The sequence below is a fragment of the Deltaproteobacteria bacterium genome (assembly GCA_040223695.1).
In the GTDB taxonomy this organism is placed as follows: Bacteria; Desulfobacterota_D; UBA1144; order Nemesobacterales; family UBA2774; genus JAVKFU01.
The window spans coordinates 70454-94666 of record JAVKFU010000017.1 but is presented as its reverse complement, the minus strand read 5'-3'; the positions used below and the strand labels follow the sequence as shown (position 1 = coordinate 94666).

Genomic DNA, 24213 nt, shown 5'->3' with positions numbered 1-24213 from the left:
CTCAATGTTCCTACATTCAATTATATCCGGTGATGATTGATAAAGGCAACTGCTAAAATCTCCCTGAAAAAAAGAGATATACGACAAGATCTCGATTTTCGCGATATTTTAAATTTTCGATTCAGACAGGGATTATAGTTTCTAATGAAAAAAAGAGGGAAGATTTTATCGCGGCACAGGTTCATTTTTGGAGGATTAATATTTTACCATGGTTTTATTTCGCCGGTTTCCTTTAAGCTTATTCAACCTTATCGGCCGATTTCTTTGAAGCTCTTAACTTCCATCACGACTTCGGGTGTGTCGCGACCGTTTTCAAATCCCTGATACTTCACCCACCTGTGAGGGGGCGCAATGGTAAACCAAAAATATGTTTTCGGAAAAAATACCTTAAACGCATTGAGAATGCCCAGTTTCGGCACGAGTTCGACCTTAAAACATTCGATTTCGCCTTCATGGGTTTTGACTTTTTCAATCCCGCTTTGCTTGAATTCAACGTTGTACAATTCAGGCTCGTTTGTCAGGAATTGTGTCTTGATGGTCCCGCCTGATTTAAAGGGGAGGGAACGAAGGGCGACTACCAGTCCTTCGACTATCAATAAATCGGGTGAAACTCCGAATTGTTTCTCAAGAGAACCGTCTCCCTCGTAATCTTTACGTGTAAATGTCGCAGTCCCGTTCTGAGTGTCAATTGTTTTTTCTTCTGTCATGACCGGATTTCCCTCCATATCTCTGATCTCCGTCTCGGCTTTAAGCGGTGTGAAGCTGCCGTCTGCTCTCCACACGGACACGGACTCCCATTTCATATCCCTCGTGAAGGGGCTCGTCAGACCCTCTGCATTCATAGTAATCCTTATCATCCTTACTCCGTTCTCTTCGAATTCTTCCATTTCCCACTTGGCTTCCCATCTTTTGCCCCCTTCTTTATAGAAAGTGACAAAGGAGCCTTCTTCCTTTTTACTCAGTGGAGGAACGCTCATCGGTAGCGCCGGGAACGGATTAAATAGAAATGACACAAGGGTTAGAACCGTAATAAGGAGGTAATTTTTTCCATTGCGTTTCACTCGAATATGGCTGTGTAGCATTGGAGGCATTTCTATTCTCCTTTTTCTTTACCGGAGAGAGCATAAGACCGGTGCAAGTTATTAACTTACTAAAAAGGATAGCACATCAATTGATCGTTGATGACGACCGCTGTGTAGAGTTCTTCCGGCGGATTCGGGCTAGTATTTCGGATTGGATGTGTCAATCATGTCTGGTTTCCTCTAAGCACTAACTCATGGCGGGTGTTTTCAATTGGGCTTTTTTCGGTAAGAATACAAAACTTCTTGTTTAACACTGTCGTAGGTTGGATTGAAGCCGAGCTGAAAATAATAGATCCGGGGTAAAAGATGAAAAAGCTTTTCGGAGGACATTATCTGATTGTAGGAATTCTGATAGGCGTGGTTCTGGGCGGAATCGTCGGCTCATTTTTGCCGGAGACGGCTGTCAAGCTCGGTTTTCTCGGGGAGTTGTTCCTGAACGCGTTGAAGATGATAGTGCTCCCTCTGATAGTTATCTCGATTACTCTCAGCATAATAAAAGTGGGAAATCTGGGGTCATTGGGCTTAAAGACCCTTGTTTATTATTTGTTCACGACCGCGATTGCAGTGTTCATCGGCATCGTGATTGTGAATTTGATACATCCGGGCGAGGGAAGCGCGATTGTTTCCGGCCAGATGCCTGAAGTTCTAAAAGGGAAGGAGGATATGAGTCTCATCGATATTATTGTATTGAAATTCATATCCCCGAATCTTTTCGACGCGGCCGAGGAGTTCGAAATACTGCCCCTCATCATAGCGTCCATTCTCTTCGGCGCGGCGTTCGCCAGCCTCGGAAAGGAGAGCAAGCTTATTCTCGATATATTCACCCTGCTCGATAAGGCGGTGATGAAGATAGTGCACTGGATAATGATATTCACACCCGTGGGCATATTCAGTCTGATAGCGGAGCGAATCGGCTTGGCCGGAGGGGGTAGCGAAGTCATAACCCTTGCGATGGAGCTCGGTAAATACGTGCTCAGTGTCGTGCTTGGCCTTGCCGTTCACGGTTTTATTGTACTGCCTCTTATACTTTTATTATTGGCCGGAAGAAATCCCCTCGAATACCTCTCCCATCTTGGAAAGGCGCTGCTCACGGCGTTCTCTACCGCCTCGTCTTCGGCTACTCTGCCCCTGACGATGGAGGGAGTGATAGAGGAGGCGAAGGTAAGCCCGAAGGTGGGCAGATTCGTTTTGCCTCTCGGAGCCACAATCAATATGGACGGCACCGCGCTTTATGAGGCCGTCGCCGTGATATTTATAGCTCAGAGCTACGGGATCGAGCTTGGAATGGCACAGATGGTGATTATATTTTTTACCGCCACGCTTGCCGCCATAGGCGCTGCGGGTATACCGGAGGCGGGGCTTGTAACAATGGTACTTGTATTAAAGGCGGTCGGTCTTCCTATGGAGGGAATAGGGCTTATTCTGGCGATAGACTGGCTGCTTGACAGGTTCAGGACCACTATAAACGTCTGGGGGGATTGCATAGGCGCCGCGGTAATTGACCGTTTTGAGGACGGAAGGGACGATATCGACACTCAAAAGACTTAGGAAACCATTTAACTTTTCCTGTCCAATTTGACGATTACAAACTTTCTGCCTCAAATGTATTGCAGGAATTAACGTCACCTGTTGTCAGTCCTTTTTTAAACCACCTGACCCTTTGCTCGGAACTTCCGTGTGTGAATGAATCGGGAGCGATATATCCCCTCGATTGTTTTTGCAGCCGGTCATCTCCAATGGCGCTTGCGGCATTTAAACCCTCTTCTATATCGCCCTGCTCGAGTATATTTCTGGTTCTGTCGGCCTTATGCGCCCAGATACCGGCAAAACAATCTGCCTGCAGTTCCTGCATTACCGACAGCCTGTTTGAATCCGCTTCGCTCAACCCGCGACGTGCGTTATATACCTGGTTGCTTATTCCGAGGCAGGTTTTGAACGTGATGTCCTACTTCGTGGGCGATGACATAGGCCTGAGCGAAGTCCCCGGCGCATTCAGTTCATATTTAAGGTCTCTGTAAAAACTGAGGTCTATGTAGACTTTTTCATCGCGGGGACAGTAAAACGGGCCTATAGCGGATTGAGCGAAGCCGCAGGCGGAATCGACCGCGCCTGAGAAAAGTACGAGAGTAGGTTCCCGGTACCCGCCGTCGTAGTTTCTGAATAATTCATTCCAGGTGTCCTCGGTATCAGCAAGAACAACCGATACAAAGTCGGCCAGCTGCCCGTCTCCCTCAGAGGATGTCGTCTGTTCGTAATGAGAGGTTGGTTCGCTTCCAGTATATGTGACTTCATTAAGAAGTTTGCCCGGGTCAGCTCCGAGCAGGATTGCGATTACTACGATGACGAGCAGCCCGATTCCGCCGCCAGCGGTCCTTCTCGATATTCTCGCTCCCCTCCTGTCCTCCACGTTTGAGCTTCTGCGGCCCATTCTCCATCGCATTTATCTATCCCTCAGGCTGATTGTAGTTTCAAAAAGTAACATATTTTAATTTTCATATCTATAAAAACTTAAGCGGGGCGAATCACATTTCTTCGAGAAACCGGTAATATAAATATTCCGATGAAGAAAAAAGCCCTTTTCTCGTGGAGCGGGGGTAAAGACAGCGCCCTGTCTCTCGAATATGCCAAGAGCGGCGGGGAATACGAGATTGCCGCATTGATCACAACCGTCACTTCCGATTACGGGAGGGTAAGCATGCACGGGCTCAGATGCGATTTACTAGATAGGCAGGTAACGTCGCTCGGGTATCCGCTTGAAAAAGTACTTATTTCTAAAAATGCCGATAATAACGAATACGAGGCAGCTTTCAAGAGCGTATTATTGAAATACAGGGGACTCGGCGTGGAAACGGTAATATACGGAGATATATTTCTTCAAGACATAAGGGAATACCGCGAAAAACAACTGGGCGGTATTGGTATTAAGTGCCTGTTCCCGATCTGGAAAAAGGATACGCGAAAACTCGCTCGGAGGTTTATAGATTCGGGCTTTAAAGCCGTTGCTATTTGCGTTGATTCTGAAGCGCTTGACGGGAGTTTCGCCGGAAGAGATTACGATTATGATTTTTTATCCGACCTGCCAGAGGGCGTAGATCCGTGCGGTGAAAACGGGGAATTCCACACCTTCGTGTATGACGGACCCGTCTTTAATGAAAGAATTGACTTTAGTAAAGGAGATATTGTTTTCAGGGACAGCAGATTTTATTATTGCGACCTTATTCCGCTTTAATTTAGTCTCTTAGAATTACTAATCTCAATACTACACGCGGGTGGATAGAGTTTAGAGGTTGTTTCGTGAAATTAACGCGAGATCTACTCGCCTCGGATTATATCTATTTATCCGCTGCTCTAGACTTCAATTATAATCTTATTGGAGTGGCTTTTTAATTTTTTTAGAAATTTTTCGCTCAGCATCGATTCGGGAAAATTTCTCAGGACGAGAGTGGAGTTAAACATCCTGGCTGTCTCCAGGATCGTGTCCATTTCGTCCTGATATTCCGCCGCATCCAGTGAAACATTGAACCCCAGCTGCATAAGCTCAATGATTTTTGAAGATTTTGAATTTTCGCTCATTTTTTTGCTCCGCTTTTTGAGTAATAATAATGAATAAGAATTGAAAAAAGAAAAGCCCCCGGAATAAAGTCAAATGAAAAGGACACCGGAACCTGAATTAATGATTGATCCCGAACAGGTTTTAGCTTACGGCAGGGCCGACTTCGAGGAGCCTCACTCCAATTTCATAAAGCTGCTGCACAGATGCTGTCCTTCCCCGGATCAAAGAAAATCCGTCCTCGACGCGGGATGCGGCGCGGGGGATATAACATTCAGGATCGCGGGGGCGTTACCAGGAGCTGTAATAGACGCGGTTGACGGCTCCGGGGCGATGATCGATTTCGCGAAAAAGAGGCTCGGTGAGAGCCCCGGTCCGGATGAGAGAGTTCGATTTTTCCAAAGCATGATTCAGGATTTCTGGGGCGAACGAGAGTACGACCTTATCATAAGCAACAGTCTCCTTCATCATCTCAAAGTGCCTGAAGTCTTCTGGGAGATGATAAAGCGTCTCTCTTCCGAAGGAACTTATATATTCGTGATGGACCTTCTCAGGCCTCAGGATGTGAATGAGGCGAAGTCGCTCGTCGAGCTGTATTCTTCAAGTGAGCCCGAGATTTTGAAAAGGGACTTTTATAACTCTCTTCTCTCGGCATTTGAAACAGATGAAATAAAGGAGCAATTGACCGGTGCAGATTTGAGCCATCTCGAAGTGGAGAGGGTAAGCGACAGGCATTTTATCGTTTACGGGGAGATGTGAAACTGACAAAAGAAAAAAATAAAAAAGCTTAGTGGAAAAAATAATAGGAGAAATCCGGCTTGAAAAAGGCGAAAGCTTCTCTGGTATATTTTCATAACCTTACAGAACAATTTGCGAGATATTGAGCGGGAGGATGAAAATTGGAAAAAGAGTCGATAAAAGAGGCGGTGGAAGTAATAAATACAGAGCTCGTATTCCCGACCCATACCAACCATTACGGTACGATATTCGGGGGAAGGGTTCTTGAGCTCATGGATATGACAGGGGCGCTTGCGGCAATGCAGTTTGCGAATGAGGATGCTGTGACGGCATCTATCGAGGCCGTGGATTTCAAGAAGCCGATAAAAACGGGCGACATCGTGGAGCTCAAGGCTAAAGTGATCTACTCGGCGCGTACATCAATGGTGGTAAAAGTGGACGTTTTCAGGGTCGGCAAGTTCAGTCCCGGAAAGGATTTCACGTGCCGGGGATATCTCGTATTTGTCGCAGTCGATGCAAACGGCGAGCCGAGGCCGGTCCCCGCGCTCAAGCTCCTCACGGAAGAGGACGAGAAATACTGGAAGCTCGGTGAAAATATCAAGAAAAGAAGCGCGGAAAGACGCGCCGCCGAGGAGGAGCACTCGTGAGATCGGCTGTACTTATCTCAATATGCCCGATTCGGATTTTACCCTTTCTGCCTTGAAAGTCCGTTCGGTTACTCCGGCATCTGTGATTCCATCTCCGAGCAGCTGACCTCGGGATTTGATGCCTCTCCCGCCGCCCTCCGGCAGCTGTACGTTCTCCCCTGGCAGAGAGCCGTCCACGAGGCGCTCCCGTCCTGGTGAATTACATGCTCGATGATTTCGATCCTGTCCGGAGGGCACGGAATCTGGGTTACGGATTGCTCCTGGAGGGTTTGAATCTCATAGGGGTTTCCGCATGAGAGCAGACCAGCAATGACCGCCGGAATTATCAGAAATCGTTTCATATACTCACCGCCTTTTTAATTATTATCAGCACTGTTCCGTTGCAATCTCGAACAATCATAATAAGCTACATTATTTGAATTTTCAATTCCAAAAAGGGGTTTGCTGATGAGAGCTATTCTGCTTGAAAAACACGGCGGTCCCGAGGTGCTTGCTCCCGCTGTGGTGAAAGAGCCGGTGCCGGGCAGGGGGGAGGTGCTCGTAAAAACAGCTTACGCGGGCCTTAATTACGCCGAGATTCTTTCTCGTAAAGGACTCTACGGATGGGCTCCGAAGCTTCCCTACATATTGGGTATGGAGTGCTCGGGAATTGTCGAGCAGGTCGGAGAAGGGGTAGATCCTTCACGTGTAGGCCGGAGTGTAATGGTCGGTGCCAAGCACGGAGCATATGCGGAGAAAATAGCTGTGCCTGAAGAAAGCGCGGTGCCCCTTGCCCCCGGTTTTGGTATGGAGGATGGAGCTTCCTTCCTCGTTAATTATATGACTGCCTGGGTTGCGCTTTTCAAAATGGCTAAGATTCGCCCGGGGGAAAAGGTGCTCGTTACAGCGGCTGCAGGCGGAGTCGGGACCGCCGCGGCTCAGCTCGCGTCCCGGGCAGGGTGCGAGGTCTACGGTATGGCCGGTTCGCGGGAAAAGCTAGACTTGATCAAATCCCTTGGAGCGGCGGAGTCTTTTAATTATCGTAATCCTGACTGTTTTAAAGAGCTTCTAGGCGTAAGCGGGGGAGTGGACGCGGTGCTTGAGGTGGTCGGGGGTAATGTCTTTAAAAGAAGCATGCAGGTTTTGACTCCCTTTGGCCGAGTTGTTGTAACGGGGTTTGCAAGCTTGGATCTAAACAGGCGGAATCCCCTGTCCTGGATAAAAACATGGAGGGATATTCCCAGAGTAGGGGTGGGCGAGCTCGCTCGGGGGTCTCATGCCGTAATGTCTTTCCACCTGGGGCATCTGCTGGACCGGGAGCCCGGGCGGATGGAGCTGATTTATTCCGAGCTGGAAAAGTTCGTCACGGAACACGATATAAAGCCTGTAATCGGCAAGGTGTTTCCATTCGATCAGGCGGCGGCCGCGCATGAATATGTTGAATCCCGAAAGAGTTACGGCAAGGTTCTATTGAGAATAGGCGGATGAAGTTTATTAATTGTAGGCGTGGAAAAGATGAATATTGCCCGTATCCGTAATAGCCGGTGAAATATCACAATGCCTGCTACGCCATTTCCTCCTTCCCCGACACCAGCCTGTCGAGAATTTCCCTCTGAATACCCTCAATCTCTTCTTTCGCTTTATAAATTTCATCGGCGGGTTTTCCCCTTTCCCTGCATTCTTCTACCAGGTCTTCGAGCTTCGAGACTATCTGCTTTAATTTTGTCTGGGATTCTATGTTGGCTTTTATAAGCATCTCTTCGTTTTCCCAGTCTCGCTTTGAGTATGAGTCGAGCTCTTTCGCCTGTATGAGAAGCTCCCTGAGCCTGTCCCTGTATCCGTGAAGTGCTTGATGGATTACGGACTGAACTTCGGGTTTTTCCCCGGGCTCCCTCCAGAGCACATTTTCCAGAAAACGGAGCTCATCCTCGGAGATTTCATTTCTTCCTTCGAGGTAGGCCCTGGCCTTGAGCAGCGATATTGACTGCTTGTATCTCCTGTCGGACGGGGTTACGCCTTTCTTCCCTAGCTCTTTCCTTATGCGTGATATAAGCTTCAATATATTCGATGGAACGCTGACTTTATTCGCCTCCACCTTAAGGTAGTCGAGTTCTTGAGGTGTTATTGCCATATCCTCGCTGACTCTCGATTCCGTATTCAGCATTTTCAGGAATCTGAAATCCTCTTTTATGTAATCGACCACGTATCTTAGGAGAAAGCGGTCATAGAGGGCCTCGAGCTCGTCCTCTTCCGACGGGAGCTCATTGCTGGCGCCGAACAATGAAATAAGCGGTATATTCAATATTTCAGTCCCGTTATAATAAATCCTTTCATTCATGATAGTGAGCAGGGTATTCAGAATGGATGAGCTTGCTTTAAACACCTCGTCCAGAAAAGCGATGTGCGCTTCGGGCAGCTTGCCCGATATCACCCTTCTGTATTCATCGTTTTCAAGCCCTTTCAGACTAACCGCCCCGAACAGCTCCTCGGGAGTGGTGAATTTGGTAAGAAGCCACTGGAAATAACGTGCTCCGCCGATTCTGCGGCATATTTCATTTGCCAGCTGTGATTTGGCCGTGCCCGGGGGACCTATCAGGAGCAGATGATGCCCTGTAAGCAGCGCGCAGAGAGATCCGTCTATGACCTCGTCCCTTTCATAGTAGCTTGCCTTCAAATCATTCCGTATTTGATTTAATTTTTCTAGAGCTCTTTCCATGTCAGTATATCTACAACCTCTTCCCTGTTTTGTCTTTCTTTCTTCAGTACCGCTTCTATTATTCTCTTTGTCGGGTTTTCTTCTCCCAGGCTGCCTATGGCCGTTACCGAGAAAACTTCGCTTTCACCGCTGCCGAGAGCAACACCGACGAGACCGGCGCTTATTTGGGCGGTCGGGTCTATGTTCGTGGCCAGCTCCCTGGCTTTTCGCTGGTCTATAACCGGCTCGTCCTCCCTGGCGGCGATTATTTCATCAGCTATCTGCTCCGCCACGTCATCGTCAACTTCATTTTCCGACGGGTTTTCCTCTCCCCCTATCGCCGAAACGGCAGAGCCTTTTATCGCTGCCATCAATACCACCTTCGGAGCGGTGCTGAAATTTATTTTTTTATCACCCGGATATACGGTAACGTAATCTTTGATCTGATTAAAAAATTCATCGTCCATCCCGTCGATCATGCGTATCTCATGAATAGTGTCGAGCGGGCCGTCTTTTATTCTGTAAGGATCTTCGAGGCTGGAGTAAAAATCACCGTTCGCGCCGGATGAGTCCTGGTCATTCGGGGCCCCCTCAATGGGAGCGTCCGTCCAGTTAATAAGGCTGGAGGTAAATCTGTCGGATTTAGCGCCGTCTACCTCAAGGAATCGGAAAAGCTCTTTTAACTCGGTAAGCACCTGCTGGTCGACCTGGTTTGTGGACGGGTTAACCAGGGAGTTAAGGTTGATCTTTGCTCTCTCATCGACGACAGTAACGGATACGCTTCCGTCACCTACCGGGAAATAGGGGACACTGATTGCCCAGGAGCCCTCCGAGTTCTCGTTCTGACCGGAAAAAGCCGCCGTTATTTCCGATAGCTCTTCAAGCGGCCTTGCCTTTAGTGTCCCTGCTGCGACATGAATTCCAGACTTCGCAATATAGCGCGCTTTTATCTCGTCTTTCGTATTAGCGGAGATCTCGGTGTCTATTTGTGTGAAATATATAAGATCAGTAACAAGTATCATCAGAATTGCTAAGATGATGATAACTATTACAAGAACTATACCCTTTTCGGAATCTCGCTTATTTATGCTCGTTGAATTACTTTTTCCCATAATCTTGCTCGGGTTCATTACTTTGCTCTCAAAGTTGATAATATTAATTAACAACCGGTATTATTACCAGTGTGCTGAATTCCAGATCTTCCCCCCTCGGGGTTCGCATGACTATCTCCACATTAACCGCGCTTGGAATTTCCAGAGTTTCGTTCGAGTTCCATTCAGCCGTAAATTCCTGAGCGCCGTCTCCCTCCGTGCTGGTAAACAAATATGAAAGATTAAGCGCCACTATGCGCTCCGATATCGGATATTGAGTACCTCCGTTCTCGTTTTCAATCGTAGGATTATCCCTTCTGATGAGCGCGTAGAGGTCTGTATCAGGGATCGGTTCCGTAAAATAACTGATTTGCGTCTGATCGGATTCCCGTGAACCCTGAGTCGGGGTTCTCGCCAGGGATGTAAAGCTCAATTCGCTTTGCCCGCCCTCTTTTGTTGCGTAAAAGAAGGGCGCAGCAATGTTTGTTGTGTCGGAGTTAACGAGCCCTCTCGGGAACGCCGTAACCAGGTCTTTTGTAAGTTTCGACATAACGACTCTCGCCTCATGGTATAGCTCCAGCTGTTCCTCGATATTCTCCTTAGCCTTGATTATCTGAAAGAAAGAGGAATAAAGCACCGTAAGCACTATTGAAGCGATAAATATCGCGATCAGCACTTCGATAAGCGTAAAGCCTTTATTTGTAGTCTGAGATAGCCGTTGCGACAGTAAATTCATTGTTCCCCTCATTCCAGGTAATAGTTAAAATTACTATTCTTATATCCGTGCCGAGCTGCTCTATATTATAGGGCTGCACAGACGTATACCATTTAAAATCGGGGTCTTGCTCAAATACCCCTTCCCTGTTGCCGATTTCCGGGAACCCCTCGCTCTCTATCTCTCCCATTTTTCTCTGTGCGAGGAAGGACGCCGCGGAAAGGTTTTTAGACCGGGAAGCCAGTATGAGATTTTTGTTAACGGCCCCCAGAAGTATCGCCAGGGTTGAGCCTATTATCGCAACGGCGATAATAACTTCGAGCAGCGTGAATCCCGTGCGACAGCCGGCAGCTTTATCCCGGCGGCCTGATTTTGTAGATAATCGGTTATTCGTACTTGAATACAGTTTAATTACTCCTGAGAAGCTCTACATACTCGTTATATACCCTCGTTCCGCCCGTATAGGGTTTTGTCTCAAGTGTGTAATAGTCCTCATTGTCGGTTGCGAGATGAATAACAGCGGGCTCTACAAAGCCCGTGGGCAGAAACAGTATGAATTCCTTTGAATCGTCGAGCGAACTCTTGCCGAGAGTCCGCTCCGTAATTACGTCTCTGAAATGAACACCGCTCGGAAGCTTTCTTCTTCTGAGATACGGATCGGCGGACTGCACGTACTCATTCTGGTTCAAATACTCTATCCAGTATTCATCGTTTTCGACGTCAAACACAAGCCTGTATATGTTTTTCTTAAAAGCCGCCTCGTTGTATAAATACCTTATCGTGCCGCTCAGGTTCCGGGACGCGCTCTTTATATTTATCTCCGTACCGCTCTTGATTTTGGGAACGGCAATATAAACCAGAGCGCCGATGAGAATAATCACAACCAGAAGCTCGATAAGCGTAAAACCGTTCCTGCGGCTCATTGTATATTGCGGCTCGAAATATCGTCCTCCGTTTGTTGAACCGCGTCCTCTCCGATGGAGATTATTTCGTAGGTGCCGTCGCCTGTCTGGTCAGGGCCTATATAAATGTATTCGTTTTTCCAGCCGTCGAGCGGGACCTGGTTGCCCTCCAGGTATCCGTCCCTGGCATAGCAGCAGGGCTCTCTGCCCACAGTCGGCGGCTGAATCAGCGCACTAATACCCTGCTGTGTTTCCGGATAAAAACCGTTATCTAGCTTAAACAGCTTCAGGGCGGACTCCAGATTTTTGATCTGAATTTTTGTCTCCTCTTTTTTGGCCTCTCCGAATCTCCCGATAACATTGGTCCCTACGATGTACGCAAGCCCCGCGATGATCAGAAGTACAACCATTATCTCAATTAGCGTAAAACCACCTTGAGCTCTCATTTCTTATACCTCCTTTTAGCCTATAGTTTGTGTCAAATTGAATATCGGCAGCAGAACCGCGAACACTATGAACCCCATGACGGCGCCGATTATTACTATCATAACCGGTTCGAGAAGGGATGTGAGTGTAGACACCATGGTCTCTACCTGCTGATCGTAAATATCCGCTACCTTTGTAAGCATCTGTTCCATCTCGCCTGTCTGTTCACCGACCGCGATCATCCTTGTTACAAGAGGGGGAAATACACCGCTCTGCCGGAGGGGTTGAGCCAGGCTGCTTCCCTCTCTTACATTTATTCTGACCTCTTCAAGGGCTTTGCCGTAGACCTGGTTTCCCATAACGGCCTCCCCTATCTTAAGCGCGTCCAGAAGGGGGATACCGCTTGCAAGCAGGGTTCCCAGGGTCCGCGTAAACCTCGATACTACTACCATAGAGTTTATTTTGCCGAAAACCGGCAGCTTCAATGACAGGCGGTCGAATAACATCTTCCCCCGTTCGGTCCCGTTGAATCTGTAAGCGGCGAATGCGATAATCGGAATAATCAGCAACAGCAGCAGTATATTGTTGCTGAAGAATCCGCTTATATTTATAAGTATAACGGTCATGAGAGGCAGTGCTTTCTCGCTGTCCTCAAAAATCTTTGCTATACGCGGTATGACATAAGTCATGGTGAAAAACAGTACGCCGCCGCCGATGAAAAACATGAATATCGGATAGATGAGCGCGCTCCTTACCCGTGAGGTAAGGGCGGCCTGCTTTTCGAGAAAATCGGCGAGCCGTAGCAGCACGATGTCGAGCGTTCCGCTCGCCTCGCCGGCTCTGACGATATTTATGTACAGATCGGAGAATATATTTCTGTGCTCGTTCAAAGCGTTTGCGAGAGAGCTTCCTTCGCTCACCCTATCCTTGACCTGGGTAAGAACCTGGCTGAGTCTCGCATCCTCGGTTTGCTCCGAGAGCGCTGCGAGAGAGGCCTCCAGGGGCAAGCCCGCGGAAATTAAAGTGGAGAATTGCCTTGTAGTGACCGCAAGTTCCGCGATATTTATTCCTCTAAACGGAATAAATATTCTGGACTTGCCCTCCTTAACTTCATTTAGAGACGATAGAAAAACGCCCTGGCGTTTGAGTTTGTCGGTTGCGCCCTTCGGGGATTCCGCATCTACGATACCCTGAACGGTCTTTCCTGTCTCGTCGATAGCTTTATATTTATATACAGGCATTTCTTAATAAAAATTCGGCAAGCTCTAATCCGGCGCATGACCCGTTAAGTCGGATCAACGGTACTCTCCTCTTCGGTTACGCGCATCACTTCATCGATCGAGGTTAACCCCTGGAGTATCTTCTCTGCACCGTCCGATCTCAGCGTTGTCATTCCGTGCTCCATCGCCTTTCTCTTGATTTTGGTTGAATCGACATGGCCCAATGTCAGGTTTCTGATATCATCGTCTATCAGGAGGATTTCGAAAATTGCGGTTCTTCCGCTGTACCCCATATCAAAACACTTCTCGCATCCGGTGGCGCGGAACAATATGCCGTCCTTCAGGTGGTCACGTTTTATTCCGATCTTTAAGAGTTCATCGTCATGGGGTTCATAGGGTTCTTTGCAGTGACTGCATAAAAAACGTAGAAGTCTCTGCGCTATTACAGCCATTAGGGACGAGGCGACGAGGAAAGGCTCGATTTCCATATCTATCAACCTGGTTATTGCGCTTGCGGAGTCATTAGTGTGAAGCGTGGAAAAAACCAGGTGTCCTGTCAGGGAGGCATGAATCGCGATATCGGCGGTTTCTTTATCTCTAATCTCACCCACGAGAATAACGTCGGGGTCCTGACGGAGGATTGACCTGAGACCGTTTGCGAAAGTAAGGTTTACTTTAGGGTTGACCTGAATCTGATTTATACCCTGAATCTGATACTCAACCGGGTCTTCAACCGTAATGATTTTTTTGTCCGGCGAATTGATTCTCTCAAGACTGGCGTAGAGGCTCGTGGTTTTACCGCTACCGGTAGGCCCTGTTACGAGTATTATTCCATGAGGACGGTGAATGAGCCTTTCAATGGTCTCCAGTTTTTTGCCTTTGAGCCCGAGGTCCTCCAGGCTGAGCAGCACCGACGACCTGTCCAGAAGCCTCATGACAACGCTTTCCCCCCATATGGTCGGGACTGTTGAAATACGCACATCGACGTCCCTTCCGGCTACTTTTACGCGTATTCTTCCGTCCTGAGGCTTTCTCTTCTCGGCAATATCCAGCTCTGCCATAATTTTTACCCTGGAAATTATGGATGCCTGAAGCTTTTTAGGTACGGATGTGATTTCGTGAAGTATTCCGTCCTTTCTGTATCTCACCGACAATTCCTTCTCAAAACACTCAAGGTGAATATCGCTTGCTTTTTCCTTTACCGCTTGAAACATAAGCGAATTGACGAATCTGATAATAGGGGCTTCATCCTCGGCTTCGAGGAGGTCCTTCGGTTCCTGTATGTCATATTCCGAGATGCCCGCTGAGTCGTCTTCTATTCCCTCCTCAACTTCTTTACCGCGCTCATAGACACGGTTGATGCTGTCGAGAACGACGTGATTCAGAGCCACAACGGGGTCCAGTTCACATTCAAAAAGCGATTTCATCTCATCAAGGGCATACAGATCCAGGGGAGGGGCAAAAATTATTGTGACCCTGCCGTCTTTCTTCTGAAAAGGTATTATCCTGAATTTTTTCGCGAAGCTTATTGGAAGGATTTTTATCAGCTCGGAATCGATGTCTTTTTCCGGAATCGTAAGCGTGTAAGGGAACTCGTAAAACTCCGACAGGACTTCCAGCGTTTCCTCTTCATCCAGAATGTTGGATTTTATAAGGGCTTCTTCAAGACTCTCTCCGTTTTTGGCTAAAATTTGCTCTATCTTGAGGACTGCCTCGGGATTCCTTTCGCTTATTATTTCTTGTATGCTCTTCATGACTGTACGGAAATATCAGTTATCTTCCTCTCTGTTAAATCCCCTCTCCTGTAGAAGCATATTCCGCCTTTGCCTTTCTTCAAGTATGCGCTGCATATCCAGCTCGTTTTCAACAATTCTGGGGGTAAGCAGAATCATCAGGTTAATCTTGGTGCTTTGTCGCTGCTTGAATTTGAACAAGTTGCCCAGGACCGGGATCCTTCCCAGAACCGGCACCCTGTTTTGAAGGACGCTCTCTCTATCCTGAACCAAGCCTCCTATTACGATTGTCTGCCCGTTTTTAACAACCACGGATGAATCCGCCGTTCTGGTCGTAGTTGCGATACCAAACTGGGCGGTATTTAATCCCTGTACCGGTGTATCTCTGATCGCCGACACCTCGGTCAGTATATTCAGGTTCAGAAAATCCCCTTCGCTTATCTGAGGGGTGATCGAAAGTCTTATACCCACGGGCTCTCTCTGAATTGTCTGCACGGTTACGCCGCTGTCCCCGACAGTGCTCCCCGTGGGGAACGGTATGACATCGGCCACGATAATTTCAGCCGGTTCGTTGTCTGTCGTAATAATGCTGGGTGTGGAGAGGACATTCACGTCGGTAAGCGAGGTCAGTGCCTGGAACAGCGCGCTGAATGAAGGGATAGGCGGAATCGGGCCCGAACCGTCGGGGTCTACTTCCTCCCCGACAACGCCCAGGAAAAGACCTGAGAGACTTCCAAGCAGGTTGACGGATGCCTCCGGGTCCGCCGCAACCCCGAGCAGGCTCGGTACGCCCGGCAGCACAGTCCCCCCGAATCCCAGAGTATCGTCATTGACCGTAAACCCTATGCTCAGATTGGTGCCGAATGATCTGAGTTTATCGAGGCTCACTTCCAGTATCGCGGCTTCCACGAATACCTGTTTTCTTCGAACGTCCAGCTCTTCGATAACTTTTTTTATAGTTTCATAATCTCTCTTGGATCCTATAATGATTACAGAGTTTGTAGCCGGGTCCGCTGTAACCCGGATCTCGTCGGTTTCCGCCACAACACTCGATCCCGAAACGGCTCCCCTCTGTATTGCCTGACGTGATAGGGCGGATGATGTTCCCGTAGTGCTAGTTCCTCCGAACGGGGAGGACCCCGCCCCGACTCCCGAGGTTGTCTGCGCTCTTCCCGATGATACCAGAGAGCCGCCCCCCCCTGTGCCTCCGAAAAGACTGGCCAGGACGGAGACGAGCTGTTCAGCGTCGGCGTTGAGCACGCGAATTACAAAAATTCCCTCTTCCGGCTCGTCTGTCTCGACATCCAGTATTTCAATTACGGCCTTAATCTTCGCCATGTCATCGGGGTAAGCGATGATAATGAGAGAATTTGTCCTTTCGTCCGTTATCACCTTGAATCCCACTGCCGCGGATTGGCCGGTTGTTTGAGAGCTGATCGCGGCCTGCGTCTGTCTCTCGGAGCTTCCGGGAAGATTACGCCTGGTGCGTGATGTTGATTGCTGTCTTTGCGTTTGCTGGTTTGTCCGAGGCTGCGCGCTCGAGCCGGATGAAGCCGTGCCCCCGAATATCTCTACTAGTTTGGCCGCTACTTCGGCGGCATCCGCGTTATGTATTTTTATAAATTCTATTTCGGTTTCGACATCGAGATTTTCGATTATCTTGAGCACACGGTTCAGATTATCCACCGTTTCTATGACGATGAGCATATTCATGGCCGGATAAACCACTATGTCCCCCTCACGGGATATTAGCGGTTTCAGAATATTCGCGACTTCGCTTGCGTTCACGTTCTGGAGCTGTATGAGCCTGGTTATGTATCTGTCGGAGGATTCCGCGTAATCGGTTCCGACCTCGGTTGGAATACTGCTGATTTTAATATCTCTTTTCGGGACTACAATATTTGTGCCGTTCTTCTTTACCACCGAGAACCCGTTTAAGCTCAGGATGGTCTCGAAAAGTCTCATTGCGTTTTCTTTTTTGAATCCGCCGGGCGCTATCACTGTTATCTTCTTTCCCTTGACAGTTTCATCGAGTACGAAGTTCTGGCCTGTTATTTCGCTTATTGTCTGGATCAGGTCCTGAACATCCATTTCAGCCTGAAGGTTTACTATTTCACCATCGGTTATGACTATTTCAGGCTTGGTGTCCCCGGTAACGGGTTCGGATTCTTCCGGCTCAGTAGCTTCCTCGAGAGATTGTATTGGTTGTGTGCGTCCGTTTCTGATCTTCTGTCTTTTTTGCTGTCTTTGTAATAGCAGTTCCTGCCGCCTTCTTTCAATCTCCGCCTTGCGTTCCTCTCTGCTCTGTTCGGAGTCGCCGCCGTTTTGCGCTTGCGTTTCATATTCCTCGAGTGATTGAGTCATTATAGTCGAATTCTCAAAGTCATCATAAGAACCGTAGTCCCGGCCGTCTTCGGGGTCTTGCGTATCCTTCCGGGGTATGTCTATATAATCTCCGACAACAATCTGGTCCCCGGTCAAACCGTTTAATTCTTTTATATCACTCACGGATATCTGAAATTTCTCGCCGATCTGCGACAGCGTGTCCCCTGCCTGTATTTTGTAGCTTATATCATCGCTCTTCGAGGTATTAATTCCGGATTCCCGCTCGAGTTCCATTGTTTCGGCGGAATTTTCCCTGATAACCGTTTGTTCGTGGTCGGTATTAACGTATACGTAGAGTGTCAGTAAAAAACCGAGAATCAGAACATTGATCAGCAATCCTTTCATTGTGTAATCCTCACTATGTTAAGCACGCCACTGATAGCCTCATTTGGAATAGGAAGCTCATGTCCAGGACGAATCGGCAAGTCGATAATAACCCGTAATGCCCGCATGTCGGTTTATTTAACAGTGTACTCATATGAGTACTCTTTACCAGCCCTCGTGAAATCTATTGTGAAATAAGATTGTGCTCTGAGCTCCTCGAATACCCCAAGCGCTCTTTCTACATCGTTGAGTTCGACGTTATTTATTCTGTGCAGCGTATCGCCGTTCTTTATGCCGATCTTCCAGAATATACTGTTAGACCTGATGCCGAAGAATCTAAGACCGTCACTCTGAGGAATTACTCTGGCCTGCTGAACTATGTTCGTAGGATCACTCAGTAAATCCTCCAGAAGCTCTCTGCTTATCTCGTATTCACTCTCGCCTATTTTATTTATACCCTCCGAATCCTCAGCCTCCCGGGTATTCCTTTTGCCCGCCGGATTTCTCGATCGCGCCGCTCTTCTGCTCGTAGGTGTCTTGACCGATTTTGACACTTCCTCTCCCAGATTCCTGCACTTAATAGTCTCACGGCCGTTTTTTTGACGCTGGATCACCGCGCTGCAATTCATTACCTCTACCAGCGTCACTTTCTCGGCTTCTATTATATGGATTTCTTCTCCGCCGCTGTAGCCGTTTACTTTATTGTTGGCGGGATTCTTGATAATCGCCTTGGATGAGCCGTCGGAGTTGATTATCGTTCCGAGAAGCACTACATCGAGAGTCGTATCCGGCAATGACTCGCCTTTTCCTCCGTGTGTCGAGTCTTCGGATAAGCCGGAAATGCCGAAAACGTTTCTTTTTAGAATTACATTATAGTAAGTTAAAGGATGACGAACATTGGATACTCTCGCGTCTGTATCTTCCGGAGGCGCGAGTCGCTGTGACGCTATCGCTCCCGATGAAGTAACCATACCCTCGAGTTTTTGATTTACGGTGAGTGCGGCCAGGTAGGCAAGCCCCGTGAGCAGTAACAGATTCACAACCCAGATATACTTTTTTAGAATCGTAACGAACATTTAAGTAGAATAGTTAAATTTACCTAAAAAAATAAAGTTTTTTACTTTATCTGTCAAGCAAAATATCTATGTGTGGAAAAACCGCCGAGAATGTAAATAATTAAGAGCCATCTCCCTGTGCTGCATCGTGCGGTGTATCCCGGTTTCTCGGAAACCACTTCGCGTGCCGCAAAAATGTGTAATGACGTCCCGGTTTAAATAATCACAGGATTACGGGACGTATCCATTTCTCAATCTTACACTTTACTTTCTTTTCATTAAAAATCAATTTCGGTTTACCAGGCATGTATTAATTTAGATTTGTGTTGTTGCCCATTCCGGCAACACAGCACCCGACGAGTTCACTCAACAGATTGTTTTGATACTCCTTCGTTTTCCACCCGAGTCCGTTGTCCAGTATCGAGAAAACAAGAACATCGCCATTTTTCGTAAAAACATATCCGGACAGCGCCCTCACGTTGTTAAGGTAGCCGGTCTTTGCGATAACCCTTCCTTGAACATCGGATTGTCTGAACCTCTTTTTAAGCGTGCCGTCCACGCCGGCTATGGGAAGAGAGTCTATGAAGTCGGTCGATATAAGCCGAGTGCGGTATGCGTAACTGAGAACATCGGTCAGGGTCTCGGGCGATACACGATTCATGAGCGAAAGGCCCGAGCCGTCAACGATTCTGAAGCCGTCTTTTATGCCGATTTCATTGAGAAACTGGGAAATAACCAAAGAACCGTTTTCCCAGGTACCCGGGGCTCCTTTGAATTCCGCTCCGAGCGCTTTTATTAAATTTTCGCCGATTATATTGACGCTGTTTTTATTGTACTCGGTAATGATTGAAGATAGGGGGTCAGAATAGTGGGTATAAAATACTGTTGCCCATCTGGGCACACCCCCTGCGACAACAGGGCCCGAGACCTTGATGCCTGCCTCTTCAATGGCGTTTTTTAATACATTTCCGGTAAGAAGCGCGGGGTTTTTAACCGGAATTTTCAGTATGACGGTCGCCTTGGGCCTGATTCTTCCGCCAAGCACTATTGTCCGGTCATTCTGCCAGGAGGTGGTGAGAGCGCCCTTTTTCGTACTGGTGACAGAATTATTTACCACACTGATCCCGGAACCCGGGGGTTCTATTTTGACGGCGGGTTTCTGCCCCGTTTTTGAGGAATAAACCTTGATCTCTATAATATTATAGTTGAATGAGAGCGCGCTTATGGGAGGACTGTAAAAATCATCGGCCCACTCGGCCTTCCACCCCTGCGCTCGTCTGACATTGCCGAAGAATGAATCGTCGACCGTTATTCCGTCTTTTACCTCTTTGACCCCTCTTTTTTTGAGCTGATAGACTATGTAGCCCAGGTGCGGTCCTGCCAGTGTGGGGTCTCCGTAACCCTTCACGTATAGTCCGCCGTGCAGTACGCCGTCAGATATCCCGCCCCCTGAATAAAAATCAGTTTTGAATCTGTAATCTCTCTTAAGAAGGGAAAGAGCGGCTACGGAAGTGATGATTTTTTCGTTGGAGGCCGGGATGAACAGATTCTGGGCGTTGTGTTTAAAAATGGTCTCCCCAGAGGTAAGCGATTTGACCACTACTCCGAGCTTGCCGTTATTCCTGGCCTCTTTCGGGAGGAGTGTTTCGATTCGTGAGGTGTACGCCTGGTGTGTGGAGTTTACCGATAATGCGGCTTGATAGGAAAATGTAAACAGGATCAGGGCTGGAATCAGGGCTAAAAAAGGTCTCATATCAGGGATAATATTCTAACACCTGCATTTATTCAATGCAAAGGAGTTTATTCATCGAAACGAGTAAATCTGAAATCTCATGGGTATATGCGTATTTGTCTAATATGGCGGCGTTTTTGTCCCGTAAAGGTATCCGATGGCTTAAATTGACATTTATGCTATCTTTTTTCATATGCTCGAATTGGGTTCACGGAAGGACTCATTTCGTATAAGGAGCGATAAAATGCCTTCCAAAAAAGCGGTATTTCTGGATTTCGGCGATACATTGGCGTCGACTGACCCGCCTTACATATTCAGGATTGCTATGGCGATGAGAGAGGCGGGTCTGGATATTTCCGACAGGGAATTTGAGATTGAGTTTTTGAAAGCGGATTATGAGCTCTATTTAAAGCATAAATCCATGGGGGGCATCAGTCCTGAAAAATACAGGGAATGGTTTTTCCCTATCATATATAACTCACTGTTGCCTCCGGACGGAATAGAGAAGTTTCGTCAGAGGGTAAGATCGGCGATGAGCGAAATTGAGTTTACGAGGGCCGCGCTCCCCGGAGTGCCGGAAATCCTGGATGATCTCAGGGGGAGGGGTTACAGGCTGGCTGTCATATCGAACAATGACGGCAGGACCGAGGAGAAGTGCGAGGAGGTGGGGATCAGGGAATATTTCGATCACGTCTTCGATTCTACAAATTTAGGGCTCGTTAAACCCGACCCCGGCATATTCAAATTCGCTCTGGAAAAATTCGGCATTTCGCCCGAAGAGGCCGTGCACGTGGGCGATATGTACGGAACCGACGTCCTTGGGGGCACGGACGCGGGGCTCGATGTAATCTGGTTTAATCAAAGAAAAATAGAAAGGTTAAACGAGAATGAAGCAACGGAAGTGGCTGATTTGGCTGAAATAATAAATCTCATCGATTGAATGCTGCGGGTTTTTACAGGGTCTGAATACCGTATTGCCTCCGCGGGAACAGTTCATATATTTCCATTAACAGGCTTTATAAAAGGTAGGAGCTATGAAAGGCGAGATTAAAATTCTCGGGGCCAGAGAGAACAACCTCAAAAACATAAACGTCTCTATTCCGTGGCATAAATTTACCGTCATAACGGGCTTGAGCGGTTCGGGTAAATCCTCGCTCGCTCTGGACACCCTCTATGCGGAAGGTCTCAGGAGATATATAGAGTGCCTTTCTACTTACGCAAGGCAGTTTCTGGAGCGCGTAGACCGTCCCGATATGGATGACATTTCGGGACTCCCGCCCGCAGTCGCCATCGAGAGCAGAAATACAGTCAGGAATTCCCGCTCCACAGTGGGAACGACCACGGAGGTATATGATTATCTGAGGCTTCTGTACGCCAAAATCGGTAAAACGTATTGCCCTGATTGTGACGCGGAGGTAAAACGCAGATCTCCCGGAGACATCGCGGATGAGCTAATAAAGTATCATGCCGGTAAGAGAGCCCTGATCACCTTCCCCCCCGGAAATCAGAACCTGACTCCGGCAGAGCTTCTTTCAAACGGATTTACGAGAATACTGTCCGGTGAGAAGATAATAGACGTAGAGGAAATAGACGCGCTGCCCAGAGGGACCGAAATTGTTTTAGACAGGGTCGTTCTTAACAAAAAGTCAGTTTCCAGAATTGTGGATTCCCTTGAGCTCGCGCTGGCTGAAAGCAGGCATGTGAACGCACGAATTATCGAAGGGGATATACTAAGATACTCAAAAGATATCGAATGCCCTTCCTGCCATAGACGTTTTAACGAACCGAGCCCTCTTCTCTTTTCCTTTAACAGCCCTCAGGGTGCGTGTCCCGCCTGCAAGGGGTTCGGCAATATCCTGGGAATAGACCCCGATCTGATTGTCCCGAATCCTGAAAAAAGTCTTTCAGAAGGGGTGGTCGAGCCCCTGACGAAACCTTCCCTCAGGCACTATATGAAAAAACTCCTTACCTTTGCCGAAGAGAAGGGAATATATACGGATAAACCGTACCAGGATCTGACCGAAAAGGAGAGGAGCCTCGTATTCGAGGGCGACGGCGGATTTCCGGGCGTAAAGGGAGTTTTCAGGTATCTGGAGGGTAAGAACTACAAGATGCATGTAAGGGTGTTTCTGAGCAAATACAGGTCGGCTTTTAATTGCGATGTCTGCGGGGGATCAAGGCTGGTGAGAGAGGCGCTGTGGGTCAGGGTCGGTGGTAGAAACATAGCCGAGCTTACGGACCTGCCTGTAGAAAAGGTGGGGGACTTTTTTCGTAAACTTCGCCTGAGCGCTTACGAAAAGAACGTTGCAAATGAAATATTGAAACAGATTAATTCAAGGGTTGAGTTTCTTATTAAGGTAGGGCTTGAGTACCTCACGCTCTCGCGGCTCTCAAGGACACTCTCCGGGGGCGAGGCCCAGAGGGTAAACCTCGCCTGTCAGCTGGGTTCTACTCTGACTGAGACTCTGTACATCATGGACGAGCCCTCGATCGGCCTTCATCCTAGGGACGTTGACCGCCTTATTTCCCTTATAAAAGAGCTCAGGAGCCGCGATAACACGGTCGTGGTGATAGAGCATGACTTCGGCATGATCAAATCAGCCGACCATATAGTCGAGCTCGGGCCGCTCGCGGGGGAGAGGGGAGGGGATATAATATTTCAGGGGCCGGTCAAAAAACTTCTGAGGAATTCTTCCGATTCACTTACCAGGAAATATATAACCGGAGACGCAAGGATCGATACCCCGGGGAAGCGGAGGAGGGGAAGCGGCAAGACGCTGACTATTGTCGGAGTAAGCGAGAACAATCTTAAGAATCTCACCGTATCTATCCCGCTCGGGACCTTTATCTGCGTAACCGGCGTCTCGGGCTCGGGCAAGAGCTCGCTTGTAAACGATGTTATCTATTCCGCCCTGGCCCGTAAATTCAGAGGCGACGTCGAGAGGGTGGGAGCTTTCAGCGAGCTCAAGGGCACCGGGCATCTGTCCGATGTAATCATGCTCGACCAGAACCCAATAGGGAAAAGCTCCAGGTCCAACCCGGTCACCTATATCAAGGCCTACGACGAGATAAGGAAGACCATGGCCGGAACCTATCAGGCGAAAGCTGCGGGCCTTACGCCTTCTCATTTTTCCTTCAATGTGCCCGGAGGCAGGTGCGAGGTATGTGAGGGAGAGGGGGTGCAGGAAATCGAGATGCATTTTCTGGCCGATGTGCATGTGACCTGCGAGGAGTGCGGCGGAAAGAGATTTAGAAAGGAAGTCCTGTCCGTGAGGTACAAGGGCAGGAACATCGACGAGATACTGACGCTTACGGTAAATGAGGCAATCAACTTCTTTTTCGAGGTCCCCGCCCTCGGGAGAAAGCTCAAAATACTTCAGGACGTCGGTCTCGGTTACATAAGACTCGGTCAGGCTGCCCCTACGCTCTCGGGAGGAGAGGCGCAGAGGATAAAGATAGCGAGGGAGCTCGGGAGAAGAGGCGGTAAGGATATACTTTATATCCTGGACGAACCGACCGTAGGTCTTCATGCGGAGGATGTGAAAAAGCTCCTCGCGGTGATTAACAAGCTTGTACTGGCCGGTAACACCGTGCTTGTGGTGGAGCATAATCTCGATGTAATCAAGTCCGCTGACCATGTGATAGACCTCGGACCCGAAGGCGGGGAGGCCGGGGGCAGAATAATTGCGGAAGGGACCCCTGAGAGTATTGCGAATTCCTCGGAGTCATATACCGGGCGGTATCTGAAAGACGCGCTGTCCTCTTAGAATTATTCTTTTTTCCCAGTATTTCGTTCCCCGATGAAAATGGGCTTAATTTTAGGCATGGACCGTTTTATTGTATAAAATAATTTATTCCGAGTTGTTTTGTATTTAAAATTCAAAAAGGTATTTGTCTCCTTGAAAAACTTGAAAACCGGAAATTAATCTATATATAAGA

21 protein-coding genes and 1 pseudogene are annotated in these 24213 nt (G+C 48.2%); 7 read left to right on the top strand and 15 right to left on the bottom strand.

What is annotated here, in order from left to right:
- Positions 1 to 248 precede the first annotated feature (248 nt).
- On the bottom strand, positions 249 to 977 hold the full coding sequence (locus RIG61_08310) for a hypothetical protein (protein MEQ9619160.1): 729 nt from the start codon (positions 975 to 977) through the stop codon (positions 249 to 251).
- 411 nt (positions 978 to 1388) lie between these two features.
- Here RIG61_08310 and RIG61_08305 point away from each other — a divergent pair, with 411 nt between their 5' ends.
- Positions 1389 to 2630 (top strand): dicarboxylate/amino acid:cation symporter, encoded by a 1242-nt coding sequence (locus tag RIG61_08305; GenBank protein MEQ9619159.1) that lies wholly within the window; start codon positions 1389 to 1391, stop codon positions 2628 to 2630.
- Positions 2631 to 2664: 34 nt separating this feature from the next.
- Here the strand turns inward: RIG61_08305 and RIG61_08300 are convergent.
- Positions 2665 to 3522 (bottom strand): annotated as a pseudogene (locus RIG61_08300) (neutral zinc metallopeptidase).
- A 120-nt stretch (positions 3523 to 3642) separates the two neighbouring features.
- Between RIG61_08300 and RIG61_08295 the strand changes: the two are divergent.
- Positions 3643 to 4311 carry an ATP-binding protein gene (locus RIG61_08295; GenBank protein MEQ9619158.1) on the top strand — a complete coding sequence of 223 codons (669 nt, stop codon included), beginning with the start codon at positions 3643 to 3645 and terminating at the stop codon, positions 4309 to 4311.
- 119 nt (positions 4312 to 4430) lie between these two features.
- Here the strand turns inward: RIG61_08295 and RIG61_08290 are convergent, their stop codons facing one another.
- The gene (locus RIG61_08290; GenBank protein MEQ9619157.1) at positions 4431 to 4655 is read right to left on the bottom strand and encodes a hypothetical protein; all 225 of its coding nucleotides are present in this window, start codon (positions 4653 to 4655) and stop codon (positions 4431 to 4433) included.
- 73 nt (positions 4656 to 4728) lie between these two features.
- Between RIG61_08290 and RIG61_08285 the strand changes: the two genes are divergently transcribed.
- Both RIG61_08285 and RIG61_08280 read left to right on the top strand, forming a co-directional pair.
- Positions 4729 to 5391: a class I SAM-dependent methyltransferase gene (locus RIG61_08285; GenBank protein MEQ9619156.1), complete on the top strand. Its 663-nt coding sequence runs from the start codon at positions 4729 to 4731 to the stop codon at positions 5389 to 5391.
- A gap of 140 nt (positions 5392 to 5531) precedes the next feature.
- A complete protein-coding gene (locus RIG61_08280) occupies positions 5532 to 6017 on the top strand; it encodes an acyl-CoA thioesterase (GenBank protein MEQ9619155.1) in 486 nt (161 codons plus the stop codon).
- A 68-nt stretch (positions 6018 to 6085) separates the two neighbouring features.
- On the opposite strand, the gene RIG61_08275 is transcribed toward RIG61_08280, so the two are convergent.
- Positions 6086 to 6358: a hypothetical protein gene (locus tag RIG61_08275; protein ID MEQ9619154.1), complete on the bottom strand. Its 273-nt coding sequence runs from the start codon at positions 6356 to 6358 to the stop codon at positions 6086 to 6088.
- A 106-nt stretch (positions 6359 to 6464) separates the two neighbouring features.
- Here RIG61_08275 and RIG61_08270 point away from each other — a divergent pair, with 106 nt between their 5' ends.
- Positions 6465 to 7484 (top strand): zinc-binding dehydrogenase, encoded by a 1020-nt coding sequence (locus RIG61_08270; GenBank protein ID MEQ9619153.1) that lies wholly within the window; start codon positions 6465 to 6467, stop codon positions 7482 to 7484.
- Between the two features lie 76 nt (positions 7485 to 7560).
- Here the strand turns inward: RIG61_08270 and RIG61_08265 are convergent, their stop codons facing one another.
- The 11 genes from RIG61_08265 to dacB all read right to left on the bottom strand — a co-directional run bounded on the left by RIG61_08265 (position 7561) and on the right by dacB (position 20295).
- Positions 7561 to 8712: an AAA family ATPase gene (locus tag RIG61_08265; protein ID MEQ9619152.1), complete on the bottom strand. Its 1152-nt coding sequence runs from the start codon at positions 8710 to 8712 to the stop codon at positions 7561 to 7563.
- Positions 8697 to 9803: a general secretion pathway protein GspK gene (locus tag RIG61_08260; GenBank protein MEQ9619151.1), complete on the bottom strand. Its 1107-nt coding sequence runs from the start codon at positions 9801 to 9803 to the stop codon at positions 8697 to 8699. Before RIG61_08260 ends, RIG61_08265 begins: the two co-directional genes overlap by 16 nt.
- A 43-nt stretch (positions 9804 to 9846) precedes the next feature.
- Positions 9847 to 10518, bottom strand: coding sequence for a prepilin-type N-terminal cleavage/methylation domain-containing protein (locus tag RIG61_08255; GenBank protein MEQ9619150.1), 672 nt, complete (start codon positions 10516 to 10518; stop codon positions 9847 to 9849).
- Entirely contained in the window at positions 10478 to 10687 is a 210-nt protein-coding gene (locus tag RIG61_08250) for a hypothetical protein (protein MEQ9619149.1), read from the bottom strand. The genes RIG61_08255 and RIG61_08250 overlap by 41 nt, the downstream gene beginning before the upstream one ends.
- A 217-nt stretch (positions 10688 to 10904) precedes the next feature.
- Positions 10905 to 11420 carry a type II secretion system protein gene (locus tag RIG61_08245; GenBank protein MEQ9619148.1) on the bottom strand — a complete coding sequence of 172 codons (516 nt, stop codon included), beginning with the start codon at positions 11418 to 11420 and terminating at the stop codon, positions 10905 to 10907.
- Complete coding sequence (gene gspG / locus RIG61_08240) at positions 11417 to 11845, bottom strand: type II secretion system major pseudopilin GspG (GenBank protein MEQ9619147.1); 429 nt, start codon at positions 11843 to 11845, stop codon at positions 11417 to 11419. The genes RIG61_08245 and gspG overlap by 4 nt, the downstream gene beginning before the upstream one ends.
- A gap of 15 nt (positions 11846 to 11860) precedes the next feature.
- Complete coding sequence (gspF, locus tag RIG61_08235) at positions 11861 to 13066, bottom strand: type II secretion system inner membrane protein GspF (protein ID MEQ9619146.1); 1206 nt, start codon at positions 13064 to 13066, stop codon at positions 11861 to 11863.
- Positions 13067 to 13110: 44 nt separating this feature from the next.
- Entirely contained in the window at positions 13111 to 14799 is a 1689-nt protein-coding gene (gene gspE, locus RIG61_08230; protein MEQ9619145.1) for a type II secretion system ATPase GspE, read from the bottom strand.
- A gap of 15 nt (positions 14800 to 14814) precedes the next feature.
- Positions 14815 to 17508, bottom strand: a complete 2694-nt coding sequence (gspD, locus tag RIG61_08225; protein ID MEQ9619144.1) for a type II secretion system secretin GspD — start codon at positions 17506 to 17508, stop codon at positions 14815 to 14817.
- A gap of 113 nt (positions 17509 to 17621) precedes the next feature.
- Entirely contained in the window at positions 17622 to 18563 is a 942-nt protein-coding gene (gene gspC / locus RIG61_08220; protein ID MEQ9619143.1) for a type II secretion system protein GspC, read from the bottom strand.
- Positions 18564 to 18852: 289 nt separating this feature from the next.
- On the bottom strand, positions 18853 to 20295 hold the full coding sequence (gene dacB / locus RIG61_08215; GenBank protein MEQ9619142.1) for a D-alanyl-D-alanine carboxypeptidase/D-alanyl-D-alanine-endopeptidase: 1443 nt from the start codon (positions 20293 to 20295) through the stop codon (positions 18853 to 18855).
- A gap of 223 nt (positions 20296 to 20518) precedes the next feature.
- Here dacB and RIG61_08210 point away from each other — a divergent pair, with 223 nt between their 5' ends.
- Entirely contained in the window at positions 20519 to 21214 is a 696-nt protein-coding gene (locus tag RIG61_08210; GenBank protein MEQ9619141.1) for an HAD family hydrolase, read from the top strand.
- A 94-nt stretch (positions 21215 to 21308) separates the two neighbouring features.
- On the top strand, positions 21309 to 24041 hold the full coding sequence (gene uvrA, locus RIG61_08205; protein MEQ9619140.1) for an excinuclease ABC subunit UvrA: 2733 nt from the start codon (positions 21309 to 21311) through the stop codon (positions 24039 to 24041).
- Positions 24042 to 24213 lie beyond the last annotated feature (172 nt).

Excerpts from the sequence above, each read along its gene's own strand:
- gspG (MEQ9619147.1), bottom strand. The coding sequence starts at position 11,845 with ATGAGAGCTCAAGGTGGTTTTACGCTAATTGAGATAATGGTTGTACTT.
- RIG61_08290 (MEQ9619157.1), bottom strand. The coding sequence starts at position 4,655 with ATGAGCGAAAATTCAAAATCTTCAAAAATCATTGAGCTTATGCAGCTG.
- RIG61_08245 (MEQ9619148.1), bottom strand. The coding sequence starts at position 11,420 with ATGAGCCGCAGGAACGGTTTTACGCTTATCGAGCTTCTGGTTGTGATT.
- RIG61_08210 (MEQ9619141.1), top strand. The coding sequence starts at position 20,519 with ATGCCTTCCAAAAAAGCGGTATTTCTGGATTTCGGCGATACATTGGCG.
- RIG61_08255 (MEQ9619150.1), bottom strand. The coding sequence starts at position 10,518 with ATGAATTTACTGTCGCAACGGCTATCTCAGACTACAAATAAAGGCTTT.
- gspC (MEQ9619143.1), bottom strand. The coding sequence starts at position 18,563 with ATGTTCGTTACGATTCTAAAAAAGTATATCTGGGTTGTGAATCTGTTA.
- RIG61_08305 (MEQ9619159.1), top strand. The coding sequence starts at position 1,389 with ATGAAAAAGCTTTTCGGAGGACATTATCTGATTGTAGGAATTCTGATA.
- dacB (MEQ9619142.1), bottom strand. The coding sequence starts at position 20,295 with ATGAGACCTTTTTTAGCCCTGATTCCAGCCCTGATCCTGTTTACATTT.
- gspE (MEQ9619145.1), bottom strand. The coding sequence starts at position 14,799 with ATGAAGAGCATACAAGAAATAATAAGCGAAAGGAATCCCGAGGCAGTC.
- RIG61_08265 (MEQ9619152.1), bottom strand. The coding sequence starts at position 8,712 with ATGGAAAGAGCTCTAGAAAAATTAAATCAAATACGGAATGATTTGAAG.
- RIG61_08295 (MEQ9619158.1), top strand. The coding sequence starts at position 3,643 with ATGAAGAAAAAAGCCCTTTTCTCGTGGAGCGGGGGTAAAGACAGCGCC.
- RIG61_08270 (MEQ9619153.1), top strand. The coding sequence starts at position 6,465 with ATGAGAGCTATTCTGCTTGAAAAACACGGCGGTCCCGAGGTGCTTGCT.
- gspF (MEQ9619146.1), bottom strand. The coding sequence starts at position 13,066 with ATGCCTGTATATAAATATAAAGCTATCGACGAGACAGGAAAGACCGTT.
- RIG61_08250 (MEQ9619149.1), bottom strand. The coding sequence starts at position 10,687 with ATGGGAGAGATAGAGAGCGAGGGGTTCCCGGAAATCGGCAACAGGGAA.
- uvrA (MEQ9619140.1), top strand. The coding sequence starts at position 21,309 with ATGAAAGGCGAGATTAAAATTCTCGGGGCCAGAGAGAACAACCTCAAA.
- RIG61_08275 (MEQ9619154.1), bottom strand. The coding sequence starts at position 6,358 with ATGAAACGATTTCTGATAATTCCGGCGGTCATTGCTGGTCTGCTCTCA.
- gspD (MEQ9619144.1), bottom strand. The coding sequence starts at position 17,508 with ATGAAAGGATTGCTGATCAATGTTCTGATTCTCGGTTTTTTACTGACA.
- RIG61_08285 (MEQ9619156.1), top strand. The coding sequence starts at position 4,729 with ATGAAAAGGACACCGGAACCTGAATTAATGATTGATCCCGAACAGGTT.
- RIG61_08310 (MEQ9619160.1), bottom strand. The coding sequence starts at position 977 with ATGAGCGTTCCTCCACTGAGTAAAAAGGAAGAAGGCTCCTTTGTCACT.
- RIG61_08260 (MEQ9619151.1), bottom strand. The coding sequence starts at position 9,803 with ATGGGAAAAAGTAATTCAACGAGCATAAATAAGCGAGATTCCGAAAAG.